This window comes from Bradyrhizobium sp. USDA 372 (genome assembly GCF_053629095.1).
Genome location: NZ_JBRJHR010000001.1, coordinates 4,661,219 through 4,684,865, shown reverse-complemented (window position 1 = coordinate 4,684,865; position 23,647 = coordinate 4,661,219). Strand labels below are relative to the sequence as shown.

Here is a 23,647-nt window from a genome sequence, read left to right as displayed (position 1 = left end):
TTTGAACCGGTAAAGAAGTCGGAAACCACTGGGCTCCAAACTGCCCCACGCCCACACAGGGACGGGCGGAACGCGCCTCGAAAAGGGACACCATGGCACGATCAGGCACAATCGCGGCGGCCAGCCCTTCCAAGGCGCCTTCGGCCGCGCGTATCGACTGGGTCGACTATGCCAAAGGCATCTGCATCGTCATGGTCGTGATGATGCATTCGGTGCTGGGGGTCGAGCTTGCCGCCGGGCAGATCGGCTTCATGCATGCCGTCGTGGCCTTCGCAAAGCCGTTCCGGATGCCGGATTTCTTCCTGATTTCGGGCTTGTTCCTGTCTCTGGTGATCGATCGGGACTGGCGATCCTATCTCGACCGCAAGGTGGTGCATTTCGCCTATTTTTATGTCGTCTGGGTGACAATCCAATTCGGCTTCAAGGCGCCGGCCTTCGCGGCCGAAACCGGCTGGCATCAGGTTGGCCTGTTGTATCTCGAATCCTTCGTCGAGCCGTTCGGCACGCTGTGGTTCATCTATCTGCTGCCGATCTTCTTCGTCGTCACGAAACTGACACGCAAGGTCCCGCCGCTCGCGCTCTGGCTAATCGCCGCCGCGCTGGAGACCGCGCGCATCACGACCGGCTGGACCGTCATCGACGAGTTCTGCGCACGCTTCGTCTATTTCTATTCGGGCTATTTGCTCGCGCCTTACGTGTTCGCCCTGTCGAATCGCGCGCGGAAGCATCCGGCGCTGGCGCTTGCAGCGCTCGCCAGCTGGGCGCTGGTCAATGCCGGCCTCGTCGCATCGGGCGCCAGCGAGTGGGCGATCGTCTCGCTCGCGCTCGGCTTCGCCGGCGCCTGCGCCATCATCGTGGCGGGCACGCTGCTCGCGCGTGCGCACTGGCTCAATTTCCTCCGCTTCTGCGGCGAGCATTCGATCGTGATCTATCTCGCCTTCTTCCTGCCGATGGCGTCGACACGGACGCTGCTGCTGCGCACGGGTGTCATTGCCGATATCGGCACGGTGTCGCTGCTCGTCACCGTCGCCGGCGTGCTGGGTGCGCTGGCGATCTGGCAAGGCGCATTGCGGCTTAATGCGCGCTTCCTGTTCGAGCGGCCCGATGCGTTCTGGATCGCGCCGAGGAAAACGGGCGCGGTGTTGCAGGCGGCGGAGTAGCCGCGCCCACGGTGTCGTCGCCCGGCTTGCCGTCTTCGCTAAAGCTTCACCGGCCGAGCACCGCTGTGGGCCCGGCGTAGCCTCGCGGAGACGGGACCGGGCGACCCAGTACGCCGAGACGCCAGTCATTGAACCGAGAAGCCGCGGCGTACTGGATTCCCCGCTTTCGCGGGGAATGACAGCGGGGGATAGTCGCGCTACCAGCGCAAAAATCCCCCTTCCAAGGCTGTCAAAGCCCGCAAAAATTCATACATTGCGGCCATGCCCAAGACATCTCCGAAGACCACCGCCAAAGCTGACACCAAGGCCGCGCCGAAAGCTGCCGAGACCAAGCCCGCTGCTGCCAAGACGATACCCGCGACAGCTGCTGCCAAACCGGTCGCGGCGAAGGCGGCCGGCAAGGGCGACCATGTCTTCTTGGTCGACGGTTCCTCCTACATCTTCCGCGCCTATCACGCGTTGCCGCCGCTGAACCGCAAGTCCGACGGGCTCCAGGTCAACGCCGTGCTCGGCTTCTGCAACATGCTGTGGAAGCTGCTCCGCGAGATGCCCGAAGACAACCGGCCGACGCATCTGGCGATCGTGTTCGACAAGTCGGAGATCACCTTCCGCAACAAGATCTATCCGGACTACAAGGCGCACCGCCCGCCCGCCCCCGACGATCTCATTCCGCAATTCGCGCTGATCCGCGAGGCGGTGCGCGCCTTCGACCTGCCCTGCCTGGAACAGACCGGCTTCGAGGCTGACGATCTCATCGCGACCTATGTGCGACAGGCCTGCGAGCGCGGTGCCAGCGCCACCATCGTGTCCTCCGACAAGGACCTGATGCAACTCGTTACCGATTGCGTCACCATGTACGACACCATGAAGGACCGCCGCATTGGCATATCAGAGGTGATCGAGAAGTTCGGTGTGCCGCCGAACAAGGTGGTCGAGGTGCAGGCGCTCGCGGGCGATTCCACCGACAACGTGCCCGGCGTGCCCGGCATCGGCATCAAGACTGCGGCGCAGCTGATCACGGAGTATGGCGATCTCGACCAATTGCTGTTCCGGGCCGGCGAGATCAAGCAGCCTAAGCGGCGCGAGGCGCTGCTCGAGAACGCCGAGAAGGCGCGCATCTCGCGGCAGCTCGTGCTGCTCGATGACAAGGTCGAGCTGGACGTGCCGCTGGACGACCTCGCCGTCCACGAGCCCGACGCGCGCAAGCTGATCGCCTTCCTCAAGGCCATGGAATTCACGACGCTGACGCGGCGCGTCGCCGAATATGCGCAGATCGATCCCGCCCATGTCGATGCCGATCCCGGCTATGCCAGCGGCGCCAGCGTGTTCACGACGCTGCCGCCCTCGGACGTCGTGCCCACGCCAGGCACGGGAACCCCGGCGCAGGCCCGGCCGAACCAGCCGAACAAGTCGGCAGGCAAGGAGGACAAGGCTGCGAGCCCGAAGGGTGCGCCGATCTCGCTCGCCGCCGCACGCGAAGAGGCGCTGCGCAAGCTTCCGGTCGATCGCGGCAAATACCAGATTATCAAGACCCCTGGGGAGCTCGACGCCTTCATCGCGCGCATCCATGATGCCGGCCATGTCGCGATCGAGACGAGAGCGAACTCGATCGATCCGATGCAGGCCGATCTCTGCGGCATCGCGCTGGCGCTGGCGCCGAACGAAGCCTGCTACGTGCCGCTGGCGCACAAGCAATCCGGCGGTGGCGCCGGCCTGTTCGATGCCGGCCTCGCGCCGGACCAGGTCAAGCATGACGACGCGCTGCAAGCGCTGCGGCCGGTGCTGGAATCGGCGGGCATCCTCAAGATCGGCTTCGACCTCAAGTTCACTGCCGTGATGCTGGCGCAGCACGGCATCACCTTGCGCAACATCGACGATGCGCTCCTGATCTCCTACGTGCTCGATGCCGGCCGCGGCTCGCATGCGCTGGAGCAGCTGTCGGAGCGGTGGTTCGGTCATGCCATGCTGAAGGAAAGCGAGCTGCTCGGCAGTGGCAAGGGCAAGATCACCTTCGACCAGGTGCCGATCGATAAGGCCGCACCGCTATCGGCCGAAGGCGTCGACATCGCCTTGCGGGTCTGGCGCGTGCTGAAGCCGCGTCTCGTTTCCGAGCACATGAGTGCGGTCTACGAGACGCTGGAGCGGCCGCTGGTATCGGTGCTTGCGCGCATGGAGCGGCGCGGCATCTCGATCGACCGCCAGGTGCTGTCGCGTCTGTCCGGCGACTTCGCCCAGACCGCAGCGCGCGTCGAGGCCGAGATCCAGCAGATCGCGGGCGAGCCGGTCAATGTCGGCAGCCCCAAGCAGATCGGCGACATCCTGTTCGGCAAGATGGGATTGCCCGGCGGCACCAAGACCAAGACCGGCGCGTGGTCGACCACCGCGCAGGTGCTGGACGAGCTCGCCGAGCAGGGCCACGACTTCCCGAAGAAGATTCTGGAGTGGCGCCAGGTCTCCAAGCTGAAATCGACCTACACCGACGCGCTGCCGACCTACGTCAACCCGCAGACCCACCGCGTGCACACCACCTACGCGCTGGCTGCGACCACGACCGGGCGCCTGTCATCGAACGAGCCGAACCTGCAGAACATTCCGGTGCGCACCGAGGACGGCCGCAAGATCCGCCGCGCCTTCATCGCCACGCCCGGGCACAAGCTGGTCTCCGCCGACTATTCACAGATCGAGCTGCGACTGCTCGCGGAGATCGCCGACATTCCCGTGCTGAAGCAGGCCTTCCGCGACGGTCTCGACATTCATGCCATGACCGCATCGGAAATGTTCGGCGTTCCGATCAAGGGCATGCCGAGCGAGATCCGCCGCCGCGCGAAAGCGATCAATTTCGGCATCATCTACGGCATCTCCGCGTTCGGCCTCGCCAACCAGCTCGGCATCGCGCGCGAGGAAGCCTCCGCCTACATCAAGAAATATTTCGAGCGCTTCCCCGGCATCCGCGCCTATATGGACGAGACGCGCGACTTCTGCCGCAACCACGGCTACGTTACCACGCTGTTCGGCCGCAAGTGCCACTACCCTGACATCAAGGCGTCCAACGCCTCGGTGCGCGCCTTCAACGAGCGCGCCGCGATCAACGCGCGGCTTCAGGGCACTGCCGCCGACATCATCCGCCGCGCCATGACGCGCGTCGAGGATGCGCTGGCCGAGAAGAAGCTCTCGGCGCAGATGCTGCTCCAGGTGCACGACGAGTTGATCTTCGAGGTGCCGGACGACGAGGTCGAGGCCACGCTTCCCGTCGTGCAGAAGGTGATGCAGGACGCGCCGTTCCCGGCCGTGCTGCTCTCGGTGCCGCTGCATGTCGACGCACGCGCTGCGAACAATTGGGACGAGGCGCATTGATGGCCTCCTCTTCACCTCTCCCCGCCTGCGGGGAGAGGTCGGATCGCCCTTGCGATCCGGGTGAGGGGGTACAGGTCTATCGACTATCTCATTCGCGGAGAGAAGCCCCTCACCCCAACCCTCTCCCCGTAAGAACGGGGCGAGGGGGCGCACCGAACGCGCAGCGAGCACCTGATTGTCCTCCGTGCAATTGCGCGGTGGCTCGGCGATCCCGCCCATATTAGACCCTCTGCATCTCCCGCACCGGTTCACCCATGCCCCACACCTCCGCTCTGCTCGGCTTTGCCCTCGTCTGCCTTGGCCTCGTGCTCACGCCGGGGCCGAACATGATCTATCTGATCTCGCGCTCGATCACGCAGGGGCCCGCGGCCGGCATCGTCTCGCTCGGCGGCGTGGCGCTCGGCTTCGTGTTCTACATGCTGTGCGCGGCGTTCGGCATCACGGCGCTGTTGCTCGCCATTCCCTTCGCCTACGACGCGCTGCGCTTTGCCGGCGCCGGCTACTTGCTGTGGCTCGCCTGGCAGGCGGTGAAGCCCGGCGGGCGCTCGCCGTTCCAGGTGAGGAAGCTCGCCGTCGACAGCCCGCGCAAATTGTTCGCGATGGGCTTCGTCACCAACCTGCTCAACCCGAAGATCGCGATGCTGTACCTGGCGCTGCTGCCGCAATTCATCGATCCCGCGGCGGGCAGCGTGCTGACGCAGTCAGTGGTGCTGGGCGCGATCCAGATCGCGATCAGCGTCAGCGTCAACGCGATGATCGCGCTCGCGGCCGGCTCGATCGCGCTGTTCCTGGCGAACCGGCCGAGCTGGATGCTGGTGCAGCGCTGGCTGATGGGCACCGTGCTGGCTGGGCTTGCGGTGCGGATGGCGGTGGAAGCGAAGAAGGTGTAGCCGACGTTGCAGGCCGCGCTCGTGTCCCGGACGCGCTGCAGCGCTCTTGCGCTGCTGCGCAGAGCCGGGACCCAGAAGGCTAAGAATAAAAATCGCAGAGGCATGGGCCCCGGCTCTGCAGCGCACCGCTTGCGCGCTGCGCTGCGTCCGGGGCACGAGGCTCTGGCAGGCTAGTCCAGCTTCGCCTCCATGCCGCGCTTCACTCCCGGCCGGGCCATCAGGGCCTCGTACCAGCGCTTGACGTTGGGGAAGTCGGCCAGCTCAACCTTGTGGCGAGGATGGCGCCAGGCCCAGCCCAGGATGGCAAAATCGGCAACCGAGAGATCGCCGGCGACGAAGTCGCGCCCCTCCAGGCGACGATCGAGCACGCCATAGAGCCGGCGCGTCTCGGCCATGAAGCGCTTCAAGCCGTAGGCCCGGTCCTGCTCGTTCTCGAGCGCGATGAAATGGTGCACCTGGCCGGGCATCGGCCCGAAGCCGCCCATCTGCCACATCAGCCATTCGTAGACCGGGATGCGCTGGATAAGCGATTTCGGCAGGAATTTGCCGGTCTTTTCACCGAGATAGAGCAGGATCGCACCGGATTCGAAGATGCTGACGGGCTTGCCGTCGGGGCCCTCGGGGTCGACGATCGCGGGGATCTTGTTGTTTGGGGAGAGCTTGAGGAACTCGGGCGCCATCTGCTCGCCCTTGGTGATGTTCACCGGGATCACCTTGTAGGGCAGCCTCATCTCCTCCAGCGCGACCGAAATCTTGCGGCCGTTCGGCGTGTTCCAGGTGTAGAGCTCGATGGTCATTCCATGTCCTTCCCAAGAGGCGTGCCCCCTGAACTACTCCAGAAGGTTGCACCCTCACAACCGGCGGACCGGGATGGCCGATCCCTGTTGACGGGAGACGCCCCCTCTGGAATGTCGCGCCGGTCGCGGATAAATTCCGCCTCCTCCAAAAACGCTGTTCGAGGGACCGCCGTGTCGAAATCCGCCTCCCGCGCCCGCCTGTTCGAAATCATCCGCCGGCGCTCATTCGGCCGCGGCGAGGTGACGCTCGCGTCGGGCCGCAAGAGCGATTTCTACTTCAACCTCAAGCCGACCATGCTCGACCCCGAGGGAGCGACGCTGCTCGCCGAGCTGACTTACGAGGCGCTGAAGGACGACCAGCTCGATTTCATCGGCGGGCTCGAGATGGGCGCGGTGCCGCTCGCCGGCGCGTTGGCGCAGATCTCCTGGATCAAGGGCCATCCGATCGCGGCCTTCTTCGTGCGCAAGAAACCGAAGGAGCACGGCGCCAAGCTCGCGATCGAGGGCCTGCCCAAGGGCGAGACCTTGGCCGGCAAGCGCGTCGTGATCGTCGAGGACGTCACCACGACCGGCGGCTCGGCGATGAAGGCGGTGGAATCGGTGCGCGAGGCCGGCGCCAATGTCGTGCTGGTGCTGACCATGGTCGACCGCGAAGAGGGCGCCACCGACACGTTCGGTGCGGCCGGCCTGCCGTTCCGCTCGCTGTACAAGGCATCGGAATTTTTGAAGGGGTGAAGGCGGAAATTTCTCCGCCGTCATGCCTCAGTGTGCCCCGGAAGCCACCATCCGTCCAAAGCTGGGCCCGGCCTTAAAGAGGCCACCGCCTCGTCTTGAAACCGCCTCCGCTCAACTGCTCATTTACCATCCCGCTTTATGGTGAATCGTGTGCTGAGACCTCTCGGTCCCAGCCGGTTCAGTAGCGTCGGGTGGAGTAAGCATTGCGTACAGTCATGTCCCATGCGCGCCGGCGGCGTCGCGCGATGCTTGTGGCCGCCATGCTGGCAGCGCCGCTGCTCGCAACTCCGGCTCCGGTTTCGGCCGAAGGCCTGTTCGACTTCCTCTTCGGTGGTCTGCAGCAGCAGCGGCCGCAGCGCGAGGTGCCGCAGCAGGCGAACTCCTACGTAGATCCCTTCAGCAGCCAGCAGAATGCCTCTCCGCAATATGTGCCGCCGACCCGCTCGGCCGCGGCCGGCGGCTCGGGACCTGCCTTCTGCGTGCGCAGCTGTGACGGCAAATACTTCCCGCTGATGCGCGGCCTCGTCTCGCCCGCGCAGATGTGTCAGGCATTCTGCCCTGCCACCGCGACAAAAGTCTATTTCGGCTCCAGCATCGAGGGCGCCTATTCCCAGACCGGCGAGCGTTACGCCGAAAGCGAGAATGCGTTCGCCTATCGCAAGGCGCTGCGCGCCGACTGCACCTGCAACGGCCGTGAGCCGGTCGGCCTCGCTCCGGTCGATCTTGCCCTGGATTCCTCGCTGAAAGCCGGTGACGTGATCGCCACCACCGACGGCCTCGTCGCCTATACGGGCATCCGCGTCGGCAACGACCAGGCTGCGGAATTCACCCCGGTCGCCTCCTACCCCGGCCTCACTGCCCAGGTCCGCGCGCGGCTCGGCGAGATGAAGGTGGCGCCGGTGCGGGCAGAGACGGTGTCGGCGGATGCGCCGGCGTCAAACGAGATCGTGCGCGAGGCACTGCCGGATGTGACGGTGCCGAAGACGACCGCGAAGCCGGCGAAGCGGGCGGGGTTGGAATAAGCCTCACCTGCATCTGAGCCGTCATTGCGAGGAGTCCTTGCGACGAAGCAATCCAGAATCCCTCCGCGGAAAGATTCTGGATTGCTTCGCTACGCTCGCAATGACGGAGTTTGCGGCACTACCTCCCGATGATCACCCCGATCACGTTCGGCGCCGCCAGATATTTCTCCTCGATCGCCGCGCGCGCGGCGGCGCGGTTTTCCGGCGTCAGGAGGCCGCGCTTCTCGGCCAGGATCATCCAGCAGAAACCCCACCAGTCCGTCAGCATGCCCTGATCGCCGACAAGGTCATAGCCCTGCTCGGCCGCGAAGATGCGCGCATGCGCTTCGTCCAGCGTGTCGAGAAACAGATGATCTTCGGGCGAGAACAGATCGTCGCTGACGTCGTCGATGGTGTAGCCCCAGATCGACTGACATACCGCGTTGAACTCGCGATCGAACTGGTCATCGTCGACCCTCTGGCGCCGCGCGGCCTGATGCAGCCGCGACAGCGAGCGCGCGAAATCGGCGATCCGGGTGAGGGCAAACTGGTCGAAGGCAATGGTGGACATGTAGTCCTCGCGGAGTCTGACAAACGCTAGATATTGTGTCGGCTAGATACCGAATCACAATGATATATCAAAGACTTGCTAAAGTGTTCTTAATTTGTTCCAGGTGTATGCGGAATCGAAAGGGGCCGCCCGAGGCGACCCCTTGCCGGTTGCAATCTTGTTCGGGATGAAATCCAGCCCCGGCAAGCGTGACGTTAAAACCGACAACGGGCTTTCGCGATTCCGGAAAAATACCGATCGTACTGCTGTCCTAATTCGGCGGGCGCCTCAATAGCAACGCGACGCCGCAATGGCGTGGACACGGCGGTCGCCGAGGAGATGGGCGACAAAGCCGTTCTTCGGAAAGATCCTGGCGAAGGCGGCGTCGCGGATGCTGAGGCCGCCGGCATAGGCGCCGAACGCAGGCATGACCGCGCGCAACCCGTCGCTGGCGAAGCAGCGGCGCTCCATCGAGCGGCCGCGCGCCGAGACACGCGCCTTCGGATGCAGATGGCCAGCGATCTCGCCGCGTGCGCCGGTCGGCTCGTGGCGGAAGGTGATCGGGCCGATCGCGACTTCATCCGCGATGGTGCCGCCGAGATCGCGCGGCAGCATGGGATCATGATTGCCCGAGATCCAGATCCAGTCGCGGCCGGTCTGGAGTGCGGCCACCGCGTCGCGGTCCTCGGCCGACAAGCGCTCATGCGCGCTGCGGTCGTGAAAACTGTCGCCGAGCGCGATGACTACTCGCGGATCATGGCGGGAGATGACAGCAGCGAGCCGGCCAAGCGTCGCGATGGTATCGTAAGGCGGCAGCAGCACGCCGCGCATCGCGAAGCTCGAGCCTTTCTCCAGATGCAGGTCGGAGACGACGAGCAGGCGCTGCTCGTCCCAGAACAACGCGCCGGAAAGATCGGCCGCGAAGGTTACATCGCTGATCGTGACTCTGGAAAGGCGCATGTCCTCGACATCTCCCGATACCTGCGCGCCTGCCGTCACGTCTTACCCGCTTCTATCCATCGCCTCTTTGACAAGCTCGTCGGCGGCTTCCGCCAAAAGCTCGTCTGCAGCTTCGCCATAAACTGACTCGCGGCCGATTTCCAGCATCACCGGCACGGCGAGCGGGGAGACGCGGTCGAGTTCCCGGTGGGTGATGCGGCCGTGGATGCGCATCAGCATGTCGCTGAGGCGGCGCAAATCGAGCAGGCCGGTGGCGGCATCGGCGCGCGCGGCGCGGAGCAGGACGTGATCGGCCTGGTGCTTGCGCAGCACGTCGTAGACGAGATCGGTCGAGAACAGCACCTGGCGGCGGCTCTTCTCTTCGCCGGTGTGGCGACGCGCGATCAGGCCGGAGATGATCGCGCAATTGCGGAAGGTGCGCTTCATCAGCGCGGATTCGGCGAGCCAGGCTTCGAGATCATCGCCGAGCATGTCAGGGTCGAACAGCGCGTTGAGGTCGATCCGGCCCTGACGGATCATGAAAGAGAGATCGCCGAGCCCCCAGATCGCCACGGCATATTCGTTGGCGACGAAGCCGAGCGGCCGCGCGCGGACGCGCTCCAGCCGCCGCGTCAGCAGCATGCCGAGGGTCTGATGCGCGAGACGTCCCTCGAAGGGGTAGCAGACGAGATAATGCTTGTTGGCACGCGGAAAGCTCTCGACCAGCAGTTCGCGGACCGCCGGCACTCTGCTGACATCCTTCTGCAGCGACAGCCAGTCGCGCACCTGCTCCGGCAAGCCGCCCCAGGCGCGGCCGTCGTCGAGCAGGCGGCGCACGCGCTCGGCGAGATAGGTCGAGAGCGGAAACTTGCCGCCCATGTAGGACGGCACCTTGGGGTCCTTGTCATGCGCGCGCGAGACATAGACCTGGTCCTCGACCAGGGTCTCGTAGCGCACCACCTCGCCCGAGAACACGAAGGTGTCGCCGGGCGAGAGGCCCTCGATGAAGGCTTCCTCGATCTCGCCGAGCAGCCGGCCGCCGCGCGCGATCACGCCCGTGGATCCTGTCCCGCCGCCGCGCGAGCGCACCAGCCGCACCTTCAGCATGTCGTCCTCGACGATGGTGCCGACATTCATGCGGTAGCTCTGCCGCACTTTTGGATTGGCGACGCGCCAGCGTCCCTCCTTGTCCTGCTTGATGCGGGCGAACCGCTCATAGGTCTTCAGCGCGTAACCGCCGGAGGCGACGAAATCGACGACATCGTCGAAATCCTGCCGCGACAGACTTGCGTAGGGCGCTGCGGTGCGGACCTCGCCATAGAGCTCGTCGCTGAAAAACGGCTCGCCGCAGGCGCAGCCGAGCACATGCTGGGCCAGCACGTCGAGGGCGCCCGTGCGCAAGGGCGGCGTGTCCTGCGCATTCTCGGCGATGGCGTCGATCGCGACGCGGCACTCCAGCACTTCGAAACGGTTGGCCGGCACCAGCACGGCGCGCGAAGCTTCGTCGAGGCGATGGTTGGCGCGGCCGATGCGCTGCATCAGGCGCGAGGAGCCTTTTGGCGCGCCGATATTGACGACGAGATCGACGTCGCCCCAGTCGACGCCGAGGTCGAGCGAGGAGGTGCAGACCACGCCGCGCAGCCGGCCCGCCGACATGGCGTCCTCGACCTTGCGGCGCTGGGCGACGTCGAGCGAGCCGTGATGCAGCGCAATGGCAAGACCGTCATCGTTCATGCTCCAGAGATTCTGGAACAGCATCTCGGCCTGGCTGCGGGTGTTGACGAAGACCAGCGTGGTCTTGTTGGCCTTGATCAGCTCGTAGATCTCGGGGAGCGCGTGGCGCGCGCTGTGGCCGGCCCAGGGCAGCCGCTCGCGCGTGTCGAGCATTTCGACCACGGGCGGCGCGGCACCGCCGGCGACGACGATGTCGGCTGCTCGTTCCTTGCCGTCGGGCTGCGGCACCAGGAAGCGCGCCAGCTGCTCCGGCTCGGCCACGGTTGCCGACAGGCCGATCGCGCGCATCTGCGGGGCGAGGCGCCACAATCGCGCGAGCCCGAGCGAGAGCAGATCGCCGCGCTTGGACGTGACCAGCGCGTGCAGCTCATCGAGCACGATGCGCTTCAGGGCAGAAAACAGGAACGGTGCGTCGTCGGAGGAGAGCAGCAACGCGAGCTGCTCGGGCGTCGTCAGCAACACATCAGGCGGATAGCGCCGCTGCCGCTGGCGGCGCGAGACCGGCGTATCGCCGGTGCGGGTCTCGACCTTGATCGGCAGGCCCATCTCGGCGACGGGACGCTCGAGGTTGCGCGCGATGTCGACGGCGAGCGCCTTGAGTGGCGAAATATAAAGGGTATGCAGGCCGCCGCTGCGCTGCACGCTGCGGCCGGTGGAGACGAGGCTCTTCTTCGCGCCCGCGTCTCGCGTCACCGGCTGCGCCGACAGCTCCACCAGCGTCGGCAGAAATCCGGCCAGCGTCTTGCCGGCACCGGTCGGTGCGATCAGCAGGGCCGAGCGGTCCTCGCGCGCCTTCTCCAGCAGTGCCAATTGATGCACGCGCGGCGACCAGCCGCGAGCTGCGAACCAGGCCTGGAAGCGATCCGGCAGCAGCGCGGCCGGCTCGGCCGATGTTTGGAGGATACGGGGCGGCACGGCATGACAGGTAAGCCGTAGGGATGGCTTCGTCGAGGGGGGCCGCCCTCCCCGCCTGCACGAGGAGGGCCCGAGGTCTACGCCCCGGCCGGCACCTGATCGAGAAATCCGGTCACGCTCCTGATCCGGCCGTCCTTGAGCACGGCGAAATCCGTGCCCTTGATCGGGCTGTCGACGCCGTCAGGACCAAGTCCCCACGAGAAGCGGATGTGGTCGCCGTAGCCATTGGGCTCGCCGATCAGCTTGAATTTGAAATCGGGAAAGCGCTGCTGCACGCCTGATATCAGCGCCTCGATGCCGTCCTGGCCGTCGCCCTTCATGAGGGGATCGACATAGCTCGCATCCGTCGTCCAGCTTTCGCTGAGCAGCTCGCGGCGGCGGCCAGCAGTGCGCTCGTTCCAGAGCTCGATGTAGCGGCGGGCGATGGTGACGGGATCGGTCATGGTGCTCTCCTTCGATGGCGCCGTGTTGTCCGGCTGACGGTGACTATCGAAGGTTCACGCGCGTTGATCGATTACCTCGGAGGTCATCAACGCGCGTGAAGTTTTCGCAAAAATTACTTCGCTGCCGTCACCATGATCTCGACGGTGTATTGCGGGGCCGCCAGCTTGGCTTCGACGGTGGCGCGCGCAGGCGTATTGCCGGGCGAGACCCAGGCGTCCCACACCGCGTTCATCTCGCCGAAGGTCTTCATGTCGGTGATGTAGATCGTGGCCGAGAGCAGCTTCGACTTGTCGGTGCCGGCCTTGGCAAGGTGGCCGTCGATCGTCTTCAGGATGTCCTGGGTCTGCTTGGTCACGCTTTCACCGGCCGCGTTATTGGCGACAACGCCGGCGAGGTAGACGGTGTTGCCGTGCACGACGACCTGGCTCATGCGCGGGCCGGTTTCAAAACGCTGAATGCTCATTGGGGATCTCCTGACTGGAATGGCGGCCCTGTCTAGCCCAGCGATTTGCACTGTGCCACCCCCGGTACGCATGCGTTGCCTGCCACGCATGCGTTGGCCGGCAATGCATGCGCCGTTCACGGAAACCGACTGAAGAAGGTCCAGATCGTTTCGGCACCGTCGATGTCGCCATTTTGCGATCCGAGCAGGCTCCTGGCCACTTTTGGGAAGCGGGCATCCGGAGCGAAGCCTGGCATGCGGTGGCCGCCGTGGTTGATGCGATAGAGGACGACGTCGTGCCCCGCCGGACAACGCGAGCCGATCCGCGTCACTGTGGACTGGTCTGCCGGCGCCGTGTCGGGCATGTCGGACATCCCGGCGTCGTCGGTCTCGCAGCCATTCAGCCTGCGCCAGAACGCCAGCGTTTCGTCCGTCGACCAGAATCCGTCTGCAGCAAAATAGCTCGATCCGCGCCCGCCTTCATAAGGGACCAGCGGGTCGGCGGTCCCGTTCATGAGCAGCATCGGCAGCGGCCGCGACGGATGACAGGTGACGGCAGCTTCATCGGTGAGATTCATGATCACACTCGCAGCTGCCGCAAACAGATCGGCACGCGCGCAGGCCAAGGTCATCGCCATGGCGCCGCCATTGGAGACGCCGGCGACGAAGACGCGCTTTGCATCGGCCGTGCCGTCGGCCACCAGCTTCTCGACGAGCTTTGCGATGAAGGCGACGTCATCGGTGCCCGCCGGTGGTCCGCGCAGGGCAGGCCCCGCCTTCGTGCGCGCGTCCGCCCATGCGTTGTTGAGCCCGTCCGGAAACACCACGGCCAGGCCCTCGCGCCTGGCAACCTGCGGCCAGGCCGTCCGCGTCACCATGTCGGCACCGCGCTGGGTCTTGCCGTGCAGCACGATCACGAGCGGTGCGGGCCGCTTGGCCGGCAGCTGCGCGGTGTAGGAGCGTTTCACCCCGTTGACGTCGATCGTATCGGCGGATGCAGCTGAAGCTGCCGCCAATGCAGCGATCAGCGTCCCGATGCACATCCACCGCCGCACCATCTAGCCCACCGCCTTGGCGGCGGCCCGGCCTGCATTGCGGCCCGAGAACAGGCAGCCGCCCAGGAAAGTCCCCTCCAGCGATCGATAGCCATGCACGCCCCCGCCACCAAAGCCGGCGGCTTCGCCGACGGCGTAGAGACCGGGAATGACGCGTCCCTCGTCACCGAACACACGGGAGTCGAGATCGGTCTCGAAGCCGCCCAACGTCTTGCGGGTGAGGATGTTGAGCTTCACGGCGATCAGCGGCCCATGCGCGGGATCGAGGATGCGGTGCGGGGAAGCGGTGCGGATCAGCTTGTCGCCGATATAGCGGCGCGCATTGTGGATGTTCATGACCTGCGCGTCCTTGACGTAGGGATTGGCGATCTCGCGGTCGCGCGCCTCGATCTGCATCCTGATGTGCTCGAGCTTGAGGAGATCGCTGCCGGCGAGCTTGTTCATGGCCGCAACGAGCTCATCGAGCTTGTCGCCGACAATGAAGTCGACACCATGGCTCTTGAACGCCTCCACCGGCGCCGGCGCTCCCTTGTTGGTGGCGCGGCGAAGTGTCATACGCCAGCTCTTGCCGGTCAGATCGGGGTTCTGCTCCGAGCCCGACAGCGCAAACTCCTTCTTGATGATGCTCTGGGTCAGGATGAACCAGGAATAATCGTAGCCGGTCGACATGATGTATTTGAGCTGGCCGAGCGTGTCGGAGCCCGGGAACAGCGGCGCCGGCAGCCGCGTGCCTGTAGCGTCGAACCACATCGAGGAGGGACCCGGCAGGATGCGGATGCCGTGGCGCGGCCAGATCGGGTTCCAGTTCTGGATGCCCTCGACGTAATGCCACATGCGGTCGCGGTTGATCAGCCGCGCGCCGGCCTTTTGAGTGATACCGATCATGCGGCCGTCGACATGCTCGGGCACGCCGGAGATCATGAATTTCGGGGGCTCGCCCAGCCGCTCCGGCCAGTTCTGCCGCACCAGCTCGTGGTTGCCGCCGATGCCGCCGGAGGCGACGATCACGGCCTGCGCCTTCAGCGCGAAGTCGCCGACCACGTTGCGCGAGGAGCTCTTGCCGCGCTCTGCATTATCAGGCGCAAGAACGACACCGCTGACGCCGTCCACCGTGCCATTGGTGATAGAGAGCGCATCGACGCGATGGCGGAATCTGAAGATCAATCGGCCAGACTTCATCGCCTCGCGCGCGCGGCGCTCGAACGGCTCGACGATCCCCGGGCCGGTGCCCCAGGTGACGTGGAAGCGCGGCACCGAATTGCCGTGTCCCATCGCGTCATAGCCGCCGCGCTCGGCCCAGCCGACCACGGGAAAGAAGCGATGGCCCATCGCACGCAGCCAGCCGCGCTTCTCGCCGGCCGCGAAGGCCACATAGGCTTCGGCCCATTGGCGCGGCCAGAAATCCTCGTCGCGGTCGAAGCCGGCGGTGCCGAGCCAGTCCTGCATGGCGAGCTCGTAGGAGTCCTTGATGCCGAGCCTGCGCTGCTCCGGCGAATCGACCAGGAACAATCCGCCGAACGACCAGAACGCCTGGCCGCCGAGCGACTGCTCGCCTTCCTGGTCGACGACCATCACGCGCTTGCCCGCATCGGCGATCTCGGTGGCGGCAACGAGCCCCGACAGTCCCGCGCCGACGACGATGACGTCGGTTTCCTGAGCCATGCGCTTCTCCCCCTCCATGAGTTTCTCCCGGTAATTGCCCGGATTGAAGCCAGCGGTTGCAACTGAGATCAAGGGTATGGCGCGTAAGACCTCGTTAACTTGTTCCACTTTGGGATAGAGACCGGCGGGGTGCAGCGCGAACGCAACACTGGATTTGAATTTGTTTTGGGCCAGCAGGCCTGCCTAGACAAAACCTTGGTTACGACAGACGCTAGCCGTGCATCACCACCGGACACGCAGATTCGAATTCGACTGGGGCGGGGGACAATGAAGTTTCTGACGGGGTTGCTTGCGGCGGTTCTCTTGATCGCGGGCATGGGGGCTTCTCACGCGGTGGTTCGGATCGCGGATGACCGCGGCGGCCGGATTGGAACCTACGTCGACAAATACCAGGACCTCAGGCAATCGGGCGAGACGGTCATCATCGACGGCCTCTGCGCCTCGGCCTGCACGATCGTTCTCGGTGCCATCCCGCACGACCGGATCTGCGTGACCTCGCACGCAACGCTCGGCTTCCACGCCGCCTGGGATTTCGGCGCCAACGGCCGCGCCGTCACCAATCCCGAAGCAACCCAGATGCTCTATGCGATGTATCCCTCGCAGGTGAGGCGCTGGATCGGCCAGCGGGGCGGCCTGACCCCGCGGATGCTGTTCCTGAGGGGCAAGCAGCTCGAGGCCATGTACAAACCCTGCTACCTGGACGCGCAGGCTTCGACGGCCAAGCCGTCGCGCCGGTCGCTTCCGCAGGCGGAGCAACTTGAGTCTGCTCGGGGCCAGCTCCTTCACTGACCTCCGCAGCCTGACGGCCCCCTGTGGCGCTGGCGGCGGCGTCTTGCCTGCTGGCGGCGCCTTGCCTGCTGGCGGCGCCTTGCCCGCAGGCGGCGTAAAGCCTATCTGAAAGCCAGGGAACCGGGGCCTTCGTCCCGATCGTTGTCATGGCTCAACCGCTGCACCCATCACATCGGCTATCGGACAATTCGCCCACTGCCGGGCGGATGCCATCCGTGCTGCTGTGGGCTGGCGCGACAGTCGGCGGTCTCGCCGTGATCGGCGCGCTGGCGCTCTGGTTCCATTATGGCAGCCAGGTGTTCTTCGAAATGATCAGGACCGGCTTCGCCGCCTGCTTCTGACCTGCGACAGGAAGTTTTCCGCCCATGAGCTCCGCCACCCGCCCGCTGGTGATCGCGACCGCCTTCGCCGCAAGCCTCGTCGTCGGGCTCCTGATCATGTTCTGGGCCATGGGCGGGGTCAGCAAGGTGGCGCAGCCGGCCGCGATCGGCGGCCCGTTTCAGCTGACCGACCAGAACGGCAAGGCGGTCACCGACAAGAGCCTGAAGGGCAAGCCGACCCTGATCTTCTTTGGCTACACCCATTGCCCCGACGTCTGCCCGACCTCGCTGTTCGAGATCTCGGAAGTGCTGCGCGCGCTCGGCAAGGACGCCGACAAGGTCAATGCCATCTTCATCTCGGTCGATCCCGAGCGCGACACGCCGGCAACGATGAAGGATTACCTGTCGAGCTTCGATCCGCACCTCCAGGGCCTGTCCGGCGACCCCGCCGAGACCGCCAAGGTGATCAGCTCCTACCGGGTCTATGCCAAGAAGGTCCCGACCAAGGACGGCGACTACACCATGGACCACACCGCGCTGATCTACCTGATGGACCGCGACGGCAGGTTCGTCTCGCCGTTCAATTTGAAGCGGACGCCGGAAGAGGCGGCGGTTGATTTGAAGCGCTATCTCTGAGCCTCACCCTGGCCACAATCGGCGCTCGCGTTCCCGGACGGATGGTCTATAAGGCCCTCCGATCCCGACGAAATTCATTCCTTCGGCCGATGGCTCCATCGCAACAGGCGAAATCGTTCAAATCTGTCCGTGGCTTGCTAACAGGGCTGGCGGCCGGCCTTTGTCTGCTCGGCGGTCTCACCGCGGCGAGCGCGCAAGCCCCCGCCAAGCGACCGCCCGCGGCACCTCAGGCCACGCCGCAAACCGCACCCCAAGCCGCACCCCAAGCCGCCCCGCAGGCCGTGCCCGGGTTCTGGGACCCGCGCCGGCGGCCGGAGCGGCCGGACCTGTCGCGCCTGACCGTGATCCGCTTCCTGACCGAGACCGACTATCCGCCGTTCAACTTTACCGGCGCCGACGGCAATCCGGCCGGCTTCAACGTCGACTTTGCCCGCGCGCTCTGCGAGGAGATCAAGGTCACCTGCACGGTGCAGATGCGGCGGTTCGAGACGTTGGTGGATGCGCTCACCTCCAACCGGGGCGATGCCATCATCGCCTCCATGGCGGTGAGCCCGCAGCTGCGCGCCCGCGTCGACTTCACCGATCCCTATTACCGCGTGCCGGCGCGCTTCGTCTCGCGCAAGGATGCGGTGATGCCGGAGATCCGCCCCGAATATCTCGAAGGCAAGAAGGTCGGCGTCATCGCCGGCTCCGCGCACGAGGCGTACCTGAAGGCGATGTTCACCGACGCCGAGCTTCGTGCCTATTCCAGTGACGATGCGATGCGCGCAGCTCTGCGCAAGGGCGAGGTCGACTTCATCTTCGGCGACGCCATCTCGCTGGCGTTTTGGATCAACGGCACGGATTCGGCCGATTGCTGCGCCTTCTCCGGCGGTCCCTTCGTCGAGAGCCGTTTCTTCGGCGAGGGCATCGGCATCGCCGTGCGCAAGGGCAACGACGTGCTGCGCCAGGCCCTGAACTGGGCGATGTTCCGGATCTGGGAAAAAGGCCGCTATACCGATCTCTGGCTGCGCTATTTCTCGGTCAGTCCGTTCTGATCTTTCGCCTCTCCGCGCCTGCGGCATGGAGTGGGGACGATCGCGGATATCCGCACGCGCTTCTCACGCCCGTTCACCACGCCTGAAATTCCGGTCCCGCCCGCCAGCGAATTCCGCTATTGAGGGACGCGGCAATCGTTCCGTCCTTTCCGCGAGCATTGGCGCGTTCGTCGACCCGTCTCGCCGGTGCGCAGGTTCAATGCAGCTCTACCTCCCGATCGCCGATCTTCCGGTCAACGTCTTCCTGGTGCTCGCCATGGGCGCGGCGGTCGGCTTCGTCTCCGGCATGTTCGGCATCGGCGGCGGCTTCCTGATGACGCCGCTCCTGATCTTCATCGGCATCACGCCGGCGGTCGCGGTGGCCTCCGTGGCAAGCCACATCGCGGCCTCCTCGTTTTCCGGCGCCCTCTCCTATTGGCGGCGGCGCGCGATCGATCCGGCGCTGGCGAGCGTCTTGTTGTGCGGCGGCGTGACCGGCACGACGCTCGGCGTATGGACCTTCACCCAGCTGCGCGCGCACGGCCAGCTCGACCTGATGATCGCGCTCTCCTACGTCGTGCTGCTCACCACGGTCGGCAGCCTGATGTTCTCGGAAGGATTGCGCGCCTTGATGCGGACCCGGCGCGGCGCGGTGCCGCCGCGGCGCACGCACAACTGGATCCACGGCTTGCCGCTGAAGATGCGGTTCAAGCGCTCGAAAATCTACCTCTCGGTGATCCCCGTGCTAATCGTCGGCACCATGATCGGCTTCATCGGCGCCATCATGGGCATCGGCGGCGGCTTCATCCTGGTGCCGATCATGATCTATCTCTTGAGGGTGCCGACCTCGACGGTGATCGGGACATCGATGGTCCTCACCCTCGTCACCATGCTGTTCGCGACCATGCTGCACGCGGCGACCAATCACCTGGTCGATGCCGTGCTGGCGCTGATCCTGATGGTCGGCGGCGTCACAGGCGCGCAGTTCGGCGCCCGTGCCGGTCAGAAGATCCGCGGCGAGCAGCTGCGGCTGCTGCTGGGCTTGCTCATCCTCTCGGTCGGCGTCCGCTTCGCGATCGAGCTGGTGATCCAGCCCTCGGATCTTTTCACCATCCGTGAGCTCGGAGTGAGCGGATGAAGCGCACACTTCTCGCCATGGTCCTTGTCCTGCTGCTCGGCGGCGCTGCGCGGGCCGAGCGGCTGATCGTGTCGGTCTCGAACCACCGCGTCACGGTGACGCCGAACTATTCCGGCGAGGAGCTGGTGCTGTTCGGCTCGGTGGAGAAGGATGCGACGACGCCGGCGGACCGCACGGCCTACGATCTCGTCGTCACCGTGATGGGCCCGCGCGCCGAGATGGTGACGCGGCGGAAGGAGCGCACCTTCGGCATCTGGATCAACACCGACTACCGGCAGTTCCTGCAGGTGCCGAGCTATCTCGCGCTGTTCGCCAACCGCCCGTTCGACGCCATCACCTCGCCCGAGATCGCGCGGCGGCAGCAGATCGGGCTCAACAACGTGCTGCTGACCCAGCGGGTCAGCGGCGACTTTGCCGACGTGGTGCCGAACGATGCGTTCCGCTCGGCTTTCATTCGCCTGCGCACCCAGCGCGGGCTTTATCGCGAAGACGGAAGCGCGGTGACGTTCCTGACCCCGACGCTGTTCCGTACCGGCATTCCGCTGCCCGCGGAGGTGCCGATCGGCACCTATGAGGTCGAGATCAAGCTGTTCGCGAACGGTGCGTTCATCGGCAAGACCGAGACCGCGTTCGAGATCGTCAAGGTCGGCTTCGAGCAGTTCGTCGCGACCACCGCACGGCAGAACGGCCTGATCTACGGCCTCGCCACCGTGGCGATGGCGCTGATGACGGGGTGGATGGCCTCGATCGTGTTCAGGAAGGACTAGGCCGTGTGCTCGTAAGAGGAATGTCCCGAGGGCCGAACGGAAATTCTTGAACCGCCAGCGCATTACTGCTTGTGACCCCGGAGCGGACATTTTCGGAGTCACCTGCCGGCGCATGGGTTTGCATCCCGCGCAAAATTTCTCCGGAACCATTTCCATTCCGAACCATCCGATGGGGAGCACGGCAAATACCGACAAGGCCGCCCGGCACGCAGTGTGCGCACGGCCGCGGTTTCGACGGGACGATGCTGGTGCCGCAATGCCTCACGAAACCCCGTAAGGAGGTACCCATGGCAAGGGCTCGTTCGACTTCCATCAGCAGACGAAGCGTGGTCGCAGGCCTGGCGCTGACAGCCGCCCCCGTGGCCTTGGCTGGAGCCAATCAGGCGCATGCGCAGGCCCAGCAAACCCCTCCGGATCAAAGTCTGTATGAACGACTTGGCGGCGTTTTCGCCATTGCAGCGGTCGTGGATCATTTCAGCGACGCGGTCGTAAAGAACCCCATCGTCGGCCAGAAGTCCAAAAATCCGCAGTTGAGGGAATGGCACACCAAGAATCTGAAACGCTTGCCTGGCCTCAAGTTCATGCGAACACTTTGGGTCTGTGACGTTTCGGGCGGGCCGTTCCAGTTCAAGGCCACCAGGCCGGGGACGACGGCCCTTGGCCTTGAGGAGGCGCACCGGGCCTTGCTGATCTCCCCGGCGGAATTCGACGAGGTCGCAGCTGAACTCGGACGGACACTTGACTTCGCCAGGGTCCCGAAGCGCGAGAAGACCGAAGTACTGGCTGCGTTCGCCAGCCACAAGGATGAGGTCACCGCCGGTTACGTATCGAGAGCCAAGCGCGGTTGAAGCATCGCTATGAGGTCGTGATCAACGGCGTTCATCGGCAAGGCCGAGACGGCGAGCGCAGCGAAGCAATCCAGAGTCCCTCCGCGAAAGATTCTGGGTTGCTTCGCTGCGCTCGCAATGACGATGTTGAGATAGCGGGGCCTCTATCTCGCTCACGACTTCGCCTTCGCCGGCCGCGTCACCAGGTAGATGCCGAGCGCGACCGGAATGATGCCGAGCAGGTCGCGCGCCTCGATGTGCTCGCCGAGCACGAGGAACGCGAACAACATGCCGAGCGGCGGCATCAGAAAATGATAGGCGCTGGCGGCGGTGGCGCCACACGTCTTCAGGAGATGAAACCAGAGCCAGGAGGCGAGGATCGAGCCGCCGAGCACGAGGAAGGCGAAGGCGCCGATCAGGCCCGGCGTATAGTCGATGGCGTGGACATCGGCGAAAATCAGCGCGACTGGCGTCAGCGCGATGCCGGCAGCGAGGTTCTGCACGCCGTTGCCGATCCACAACGACCCCTTCGGCGCGAGTAGCTTGAACAGGATGGTCCCGGCGACGATGGAGGCGAGCGAGGCCAGCGTGAAGACGATCCCGTCCAGACTGTCGGCGCCGACCGACAGGCGATGCCAGACGATTGCCGTCACACCGATGATCCCGAGCAAGAGGCCGCTCGCCTTGCGCCAGGTCATGCCTTCGCCGAGCAGCAGCGCGGCGAGCGCCGCCGTGAACACCGGATTGGCCGACACGATCAGGCCGCCAAGGCCTGCGGAGACCGATTGCAGGCCGGTGTAGCCGAGCCCGAGATAGAGAGCGTTGTTGGCGATGCCCAGCACTGCGAAGACCGCGGCGTCACGCCAGGTCAATGACCAGCCGTCGCCGCGGGCGAGCGTGGCGCCCAGGATCAGGATGCCCGCGAGCGAGAAGCGCGCGGCGAGCAGGATCAGCGGCGGGCAATGGGTGACGCCGATCTTGCCGGCGACGAAGGCGTAGCTCCAGAGCAGGCAGAACAGGCCGATCGCGAGCGGCAATGTGTTGAAGCGGCTGCGCGGGGCGGGAAGCGAGGTGGCGAGCGACATGAGGGCATTCTCGGATGTTTTTCTTCTGCCCTCGATCTAGGGAGGCCGCTTGTCATTTGGAAATTAAATGATTAACTGCAGTCCAGTGGATTTTTCAATGGAGGCGGCGATGCTGGATCTGGAGCTGCTGCGCAGCTTCGTCTCGGTGGTCGAGGCCGGCGGCTTCACCCGCGCCGGCGAACGGGTCCACCGCACGCAATCGACCGTCAGCCAGCAGATCAAGCGGCTGGAGGAGGATGTCGGTCAGGTGCTGCTGCACCGCGACGGCAAGGACGTGCGCCCGACCGAGGCCGGCGAGCGGCTGCTCTCCTATGCGCGGCGGTTGCTGTCGCTCGCCGAGGAGGCGCGCGACGTATTGCGCCAGCCGGGCGGCGAAGGCGCGATCCGGCTCGGCATCCCCGAGGACTTTGCGGCCTACCGCTTGGCAAAACTGCTCGGCGCGTTCTCGCGATCGCATCCGGGGTTGCGGCTCGACGTGCGCGCCGACCAGAGCAAGCATCTCGCCCGCGATCTCGCGCGCGGTGAGCTCGACCTTGCGCTCTACAAGCGCGAGGCCGGGGCAAAGGACGCGATCGCGGTGTGGCCGGAGCGGGTGCACTGGGTCACCAGCAAGAGCCATCCGGTCGATGTCGATGTGCCCTCGGTGCCGCTGATCGGCTTTCCGCTCGGCTGCATCTATCGCGCCGGCGCCATCCACGCGCTGGAAAGCGCGGGCCGCGCCTGGCACACCGCCTACACCTCGTCGAGCCTCGCCGGCATCCAGGCCGCGGTCGCCGCCGGCATGGGCTTGAGCATCCTGTCGGAGATGGCGATCCAGTCCGATCACCGCGTGCTGACCGCAAAAGATGGCTTTGCGCCGATCAACAAGACCGAGGTGGCGCTGATGGCTTCACCGGATGCGAGCCCGGCAACGCTGCGGCTTGCCGATCGTCTCGCGGAGTTTTGCGATGCGGTGCAGAGCAAGGCGGCGTGACGGACCTCCGCTCAATTCGCAGCGGACATCAATTTGCCACCGCACGCGCTTGCGTAGAACTTGCCGCCGCATTGGCGCTTGATCGCAGTGCAGCGGGCTGCGGGCGACGCATTCTGCGGCACCGTGAAGCCGCAGCTGAGGCCGTCGGCGCTGCGACCGGTTTTGCCGGCGGCAAACGCCGCGCTGGTGGCGCTGATGCAGACGACGAGCAGGGCTGCAGTGGCGATTTCGATCAGCAGTCTCATGGTCGTCTCCTCCACACTGATGGCTGAATCTTTCGTAATCTAGCACCGAATCCGGCTTTCTCCGTGCTCCTCCGGGTTCCCAACTCGGCCCGTTCCTTGCATAATTTTGCGCCAGCGGCGTGCACGACCGCCGGGCGTCAGTTCCGGTGCAAGGGGCAGGACGCGTAGATTGG

At 65.3% G+C, this 23,647-nt stretch carries 23 protein-coding genes; 13 read left to right on the top strand and 10 right to left on the bottom strand.

From position 1 onward, the window contains the following. Nucleotides 1-92 precede the first annotated feature (92 nt). The 3 genes from AB7M16_RS22075 (at nt 93) to AB7M16_RS22065 (ending at nt 5,404) form a co-directional block, all read left to right on the top strand. Nucleotides 93-1,160, top strand: coding sequence for an acyltransferase family protein (locus AB7M16_RS22075; protein WP_453945219.1), 1,068 nt, complete (start codon nt 93-95; stop codon nt 1,158-1,160). Nucleotides 1,161-1,421: 261 nt separating this feature from the next. Next, on the top strand, nt 1,422-4,514 hold the full coding sequence (gene polA, locus AB7M16_RS22070; RefSeq protein ID WP_453945218.1) for a DNA polymerase I: 3,093 nt from the start codon (nt 1,422-1,424) through the stop codon (nt 4,512-4,514). Between the two features lie 254 nt (nt 4,515-4,768). Continuing rightward, a complete protein-coding gene (locus tag AB7M16_RS22065) occupies nt 4,769-5,404 on the top strand; it encodes a LysE family translocator (RefSeq protein ID WP_453945217.1) in 636 nt (211 codons plus the stop codon). 170 nt (nt 5,405-5,574) lie between these two features. Here the strand turns inward: AB7M16_RS22065 and AB7M16_RS22060 are convergent, their stop codons facing one another. Next, the gene (locus AB7M16_RS22060) at nt 5,575-6,201 is read right to left on the bottom strand and encodes a glutathione S-transferase family protein (RefSeq protein WP_453945216.1); all 627 of its coding nucleotides are present in this window, start codon (nt 6,199-6,201) and stop codon (nt 5,575-5,577) included. 171 nt (nt 6,202-6,372) lie between these two features. On the opposite strand from AB7M16_RS22060, the gene pyrE reads away from it, so the two are divergent. Both pyrE and AB7M16_RS22050 read left to right on the top strand, forming a co-directional pair. Next, entirely contained in the window at nt 6,373-6,936 is a 564-nt protein-coding gene (gene pyrE / locus AB7M16_RS22055) for an orotate phosphoribosyltransferase (protein WP_036014130.1), read from the top strand. 245 nt (nt 6,937-7,181) lie between these two features. Further along, complete coding sequence (locus AB7M16_RS22050; RefSeq protein ID WP_453945215.1) at nt 7,182-7,958, top strand: DUF2865 domain-containing protein; 777 nt, start codon at nt 7,182-7,184, stop codon at nt 7,956-7,958. Nucleotides 7,959-8,076: 118 nt separating this feature from the next. On the opposite strand, the gene AB7M16_RS22045 is transcribed toward AB7M16_RS22050, so the two are convergent. From AB7M16_RS22045 to AB7M16_RS22015, 7 genes are all read right to left on the bottom strand, one after another. Beyond that, a complete protein-coding gene (locus AB7M16_RS22045; RefSeq protein WP_036041807.1) occupies nt 8,077-8,508 on the bottom strand; it encodes a hypothetical protein in 432 nt (143 codons plus the stop codon). A gap of 267 nt (nt 8,509-8,775) precedes the next feature. Further along, on the bottom strand, nt 8,776-9,447 hold the full coding sequence (pdeM, locus tag AB7M16_RS22040) for a ligase-associated DNA damage response endonuclease PdeM (RefSeq protein WP_453945214.1): 672 nt from the start codon (nt 9,445-9,447) through the stop codon (nt 8,776-8,778). A 42-nt stretch (nt 9,448-9,489) separates the two neighbouring features. Then, nucleotides 9,490-12,075, bottom strand: a complete 2,586-nt coding sequence (locus AB7M16_RS22035) for a ligase-associated DNA damage response DEXH box helicase (protein ID WP_453945213.1) — start codon at nt 12,073-12,075, stop codon at nt 9,490-9,492. 77 nt (nt 12,076-12,152) lie between these two features. Continuing rightward, a complete protein-coding gene (locus tag AB7M16_RS22030) occupies nt 12,153-12,518 on the bottom strand; it encodes a nuclear transport factor 2 family protein (RefSeq protein ID WP_172786680.1) in 366 nt (121 codons plus the stop codon). Between the two features lie 113 nt (nt 12,519-12,631). Next, nucleotides 12,632-12,982: a RidA family protein gene (locus AB7M16_RS22025; protein WP_130363611.1), complete on the bottom strand. Its 351-nt coding sequence runs from the start codon at nt 12,980-12,982 to the stop codon at nt 12,632-12,634. 116 nt (nt 12,983-13,098) lie between these two features. After that, entirely contained in the window at nt 13,099-14,019 is a 921-nt protein-coding gene (locus AB7M16_RS22020; protein WP_172786679.1) for an alpha/beta hydrolase family esterase, read from the bottom strand. Then, nucleotides 14,020-15,678, bottom strand: coding sequence for an FAD-binding dehydrogenase (locus tag AB7M16_RS22015; RefSeq protein WP_453945212.1), 1,659 nt, complete (start codon nt 15,676-15,678; stop codon nt 14,020-14,022). Between the two features lie 267 nt (nt 15,679-15,945). Here AB7M16_RS22015 and AB7M16_RS22010 point away from each other — a divergent pair, with 267 nt between their 5' ends. The 7 genes from AB7M16_RS22010 (at nt 15,946) to AB7M16_RS21980 (ending at nt 21,192) form a co-directional block, all read left to right on the top strand. Beyond that, nucleotides 15,946-16,467, top strand: a complete 522-nt coding sequence (locus tag AB7M16_RS22010; RefSeq protein WP_172786677.1) for a Clp protease/crotonase-like domain-containing protein — start codon at nt 15,946-15,948, stop codon at nt 16,465-16,467. Nucleotides 16,468-16,682: 215 nt separating this feature from the next. After that, a complete protein-coding gene (locus tag AB7M16_RS22005; protein WP_453945211.1) occupies nt 16,683-16,808 on the top strand; it encodes a hypothetical protein in 126 nt (41 codons plus the stop codon). A gap of 24 nt (nt 16,809-16,832) precedes the next feature. Beyond that, the gene (locus AB7M16_RS22000; RefSeq protein ID WP_453945210.1) at nt 16,833-17,423 is read left to right on the top strand and encodes an SCO family protein; all 591 of its coding nucleotides are present in this window, start codon (nt 16,833-16,835) and stop codon (nt 17,421-17,423) included. 89 nt (nt 17,424-17,512) lie between these two features. After that, on the top strand, nt 17,513-18,460 hold the full coding sequence (locus AB7M16_RS21995) for a transporter substrate-binding domain-containing protein (protein WP_439402073.1): 948 nt from the start codon (nt 17,513-17,515) through the stop codon (nt 18,458-18,460). A 199-nt stretch (nt 18,461-18,659) separates the two neighbouring features. Beyond that, a complete protein-coding gene (locus tag AB7M16_RS21990) occupies nt 18,660-19,577 on the top strand; it encodes a sulfite exporter TauE/SafE family protein (RefSeq protein ID WP_172786673.1) in 918 nt (305 codons plus the stop codon). Next, a complete protein-coding gene (locus AB7M16_RS21985; RefSeq protein ID WP_212259447.1) occupies nt 19,574-20,344 on the top strand; it encodes a TIGR02186 family protein in 771 nt (256 codons plus the stop codon). Before AB7M16_RS21990 ends, AB7M16_RS21985 begins: the two co-directional genes overlap by 4 nt. A 287-nt stretch (nt 20,345-20,631) precedes the next feature. Further along, nucleotides 20,632-21,192 (top strand): group I truncated hemoglobin, encoded by a 561-nt coding sequence (locus AB7M16_RS21980; RefSeq protein ID WP_453945209.1) that lies wholly within the window; start codon nt 20,632-20,634, stop codon nt 21,190-21,192. 152 nt (nt 21,193-21,344) lie between these two features. Here AB7M16_RS21980 and AB7M16_RS21975 read toward each other — a convergent pair whose 3' ends face one another. Then, entirely contained in the window at nt 21,345-22,256 is a 912-nt protein-coding gene (locus AB7M16_RS21975) for a DMT family transporter (RefSeq protein ID WP_172786670.1), read from the bottom strand. Nucleotides 22,257-22,365: 109 nt separating this feature from the next. Here AB7M16_RS21975 and AB7M16_RS21970 point away from each other — a divergent pair, with 109 nt between their 5' ends. Next, nucleotides 22,366-23,229, top strand: coding sequence for a LysR family transcriptional regulator (locus AB7M16_RS21970; RefSeq protein ID WP_212259444.1), 864 nt, complete (start codon nt 22,366-22,368; stop codon nt 23,227-23,229). 11 nt (nt 23,230-23,240) lie between these two features. Here the strand turns inward: AB7M16_RS21970 and AB7M16_RS21965 are convergent, their stop codons facing one another. Further along, nucleotides 23,241-23,474, bottom strand: coding sequence for a hypothetical protein (locus tag AB7M16_RS21965; RefSeq protein WP_453945208.1), 234 nt, complete (start codon nt 23,472-23,474; stop codon nt 23,241-23,243). Nucleotides 23,475-23,647 lie beyond the last annotated feature (173 nt).

What these genes read in the sequence shown, in the direction of transcription:
- AB7M16_RS22075 (WP_453945219.1), top strand. Translation starts at nt 93, where the DNA reads ATGGCACGATCAGGCACAATCGCGGCGGCCAGCCCTTCCAAGGCGCCT.
- polA (WP_453945218.1), top strand. Translation starts at nt 1,422, where the DNA reads ATGCCCAAGACATCTCCGAAGACCACCGCCAAAGCTGACACCAAGGCC.
- AB7M16_RS22065 (WP_453945217.1), top strand. Translation starts at nt 4,769, where the DNA reads ATGCCCCACACCTCCGCTCTGCTCGGCTTTGCCCTCGTCTGCCTTGGC.
- AB7M16_RS22060 (WP_453945216.1), bottom strand. Translation starts at nt 6,201, where the DNA reads ATGACCATCGAGCTCTACACCTGGAACACGCCGAACGGCCGCAAGATT.
- AB7M16_RS22050 (WP_453945215.1), top strand. Translation starts at nt 7,182, where the DNA reads ATGCTTGTGGCCGCCATGCTGGCAGCGCCGCTGCTCGCAACTCCGGCT.
- AB7M16_RS22045 (WP_036041807.1), bottom strand. Translation starts at nt 8,508, where the DNA reads ATGTCCACCATTGCCTTCGACCAGTTTGCCCTCACCCGGATCGCCGAT.
- pdeM (WP_453945214.1), bottom strand. Translation starts at nt 9,447, where the DNA reads ATGCGCCTTTCCAGAGTCACGATCAGCGATGTAACCTTCGCGGCCGAT.
- AB7M16_RS22030 (WP_172786680.1), bottom strand. Translation starts at nt 12,518, where the DNA reads ATGACCGATCCCGTCACCATCGCCCGCCGCTACATCGAGCTCTGGAAC.
- AB7M16_RS22025 (WP_130363611.1), bottom strand. Translation starts at nt 12,982, where the DNA reads ATGAGCATTCAGCGTTTTGAAACCGGCCCGCGCATGAGCCAGGTCGTC.
- AB7M16_RS22020 (WP_172786679.1), bottom strand. Translation starts at nt 14,019, where the DNA reads ATGGTGCGGCGGTGGATGTGCATCGGGACGCTGATCGCTGCATTGGCG.
- AB7M16_RS22015 (WP_453945212.1), bottom strand. Translation starts at nt 15,678, where the DNA reads ATGGCTCAGGAAACCGACGTCATCGTCGTCGGCGCGGGACTGTCGGGG.
- AB7M16_RS22010 (WP_172786677.1), top strand. Translation starts at nt 15,946, where the DNA reads ATGAAGTTTCTGACGGGGTTGCTTGCGGCGGTTCTCTTGATCGCGGGC.
- AB7M16_RS22000 (WP_453945210.1), top strand. Translation starts at nt 16,833, where the DNA reads ATGAGCTCCGCCACCCGCCCGCTGGTGATCGCGACCGCCTTCGCCGCA.
- AB7M16_RS21995 (WP_439402073.1), top strand. Translation starts at nt 17,513, where the DNA reads ATGGCTCCATCGCAACAGGCGAAATCGTTCAAATCTGTCCGTGGCTTG.
- AB7M16_RS21990 (WP_172786673.1), top strand. Translation starts at nt 18,660, where the DNA reads ATGCAGCTCTACCTCCCGATCGCCGATCTTCCGGTCAACGTCTTCCTG.
- AB7M16_RS21985 (WP_212259447.1), top strand. Translation starts at nt 19,574, where the DNA reads ATGAAGCGCACACTTCTCGCCATGGTCCTTGTCCTGCTGCTCGGCGGC.
- AB7M16_RS21980 (WP_453945209.1), top strand. Translation starts at nt 20,632, where the DNA reads ATGGCAAGGGCTCGTTCGACTTCCATCAGCAGACGAAGCGTGGTCGCA.
- AB7M16_RS21975 (WP_172786670.1), bottom strand. Translation starts at nt 22,256, where the DNA reads ATGTCGCTCGCCACCTCGCTTCCCGCCCCGCGCAGCCGCTTCAACACA.
- AB7M16_RS21970 (WP_212259444.1), top strand. Translation starts at nt 22,366, where the DNA reads ATGCTGGATCTGGAGCTGCTGCGCAGCTTCGTCTCGGTGGTCGAGGCC.
- AB7M16_RS21965 (WP_453945208.1), bottom strand. Translation starts at nt 23,474, where the DNA reads ATGAGACTGCTGATCGAAATCGCCACTGCAGCCCTGCTCGTCGTCTGC.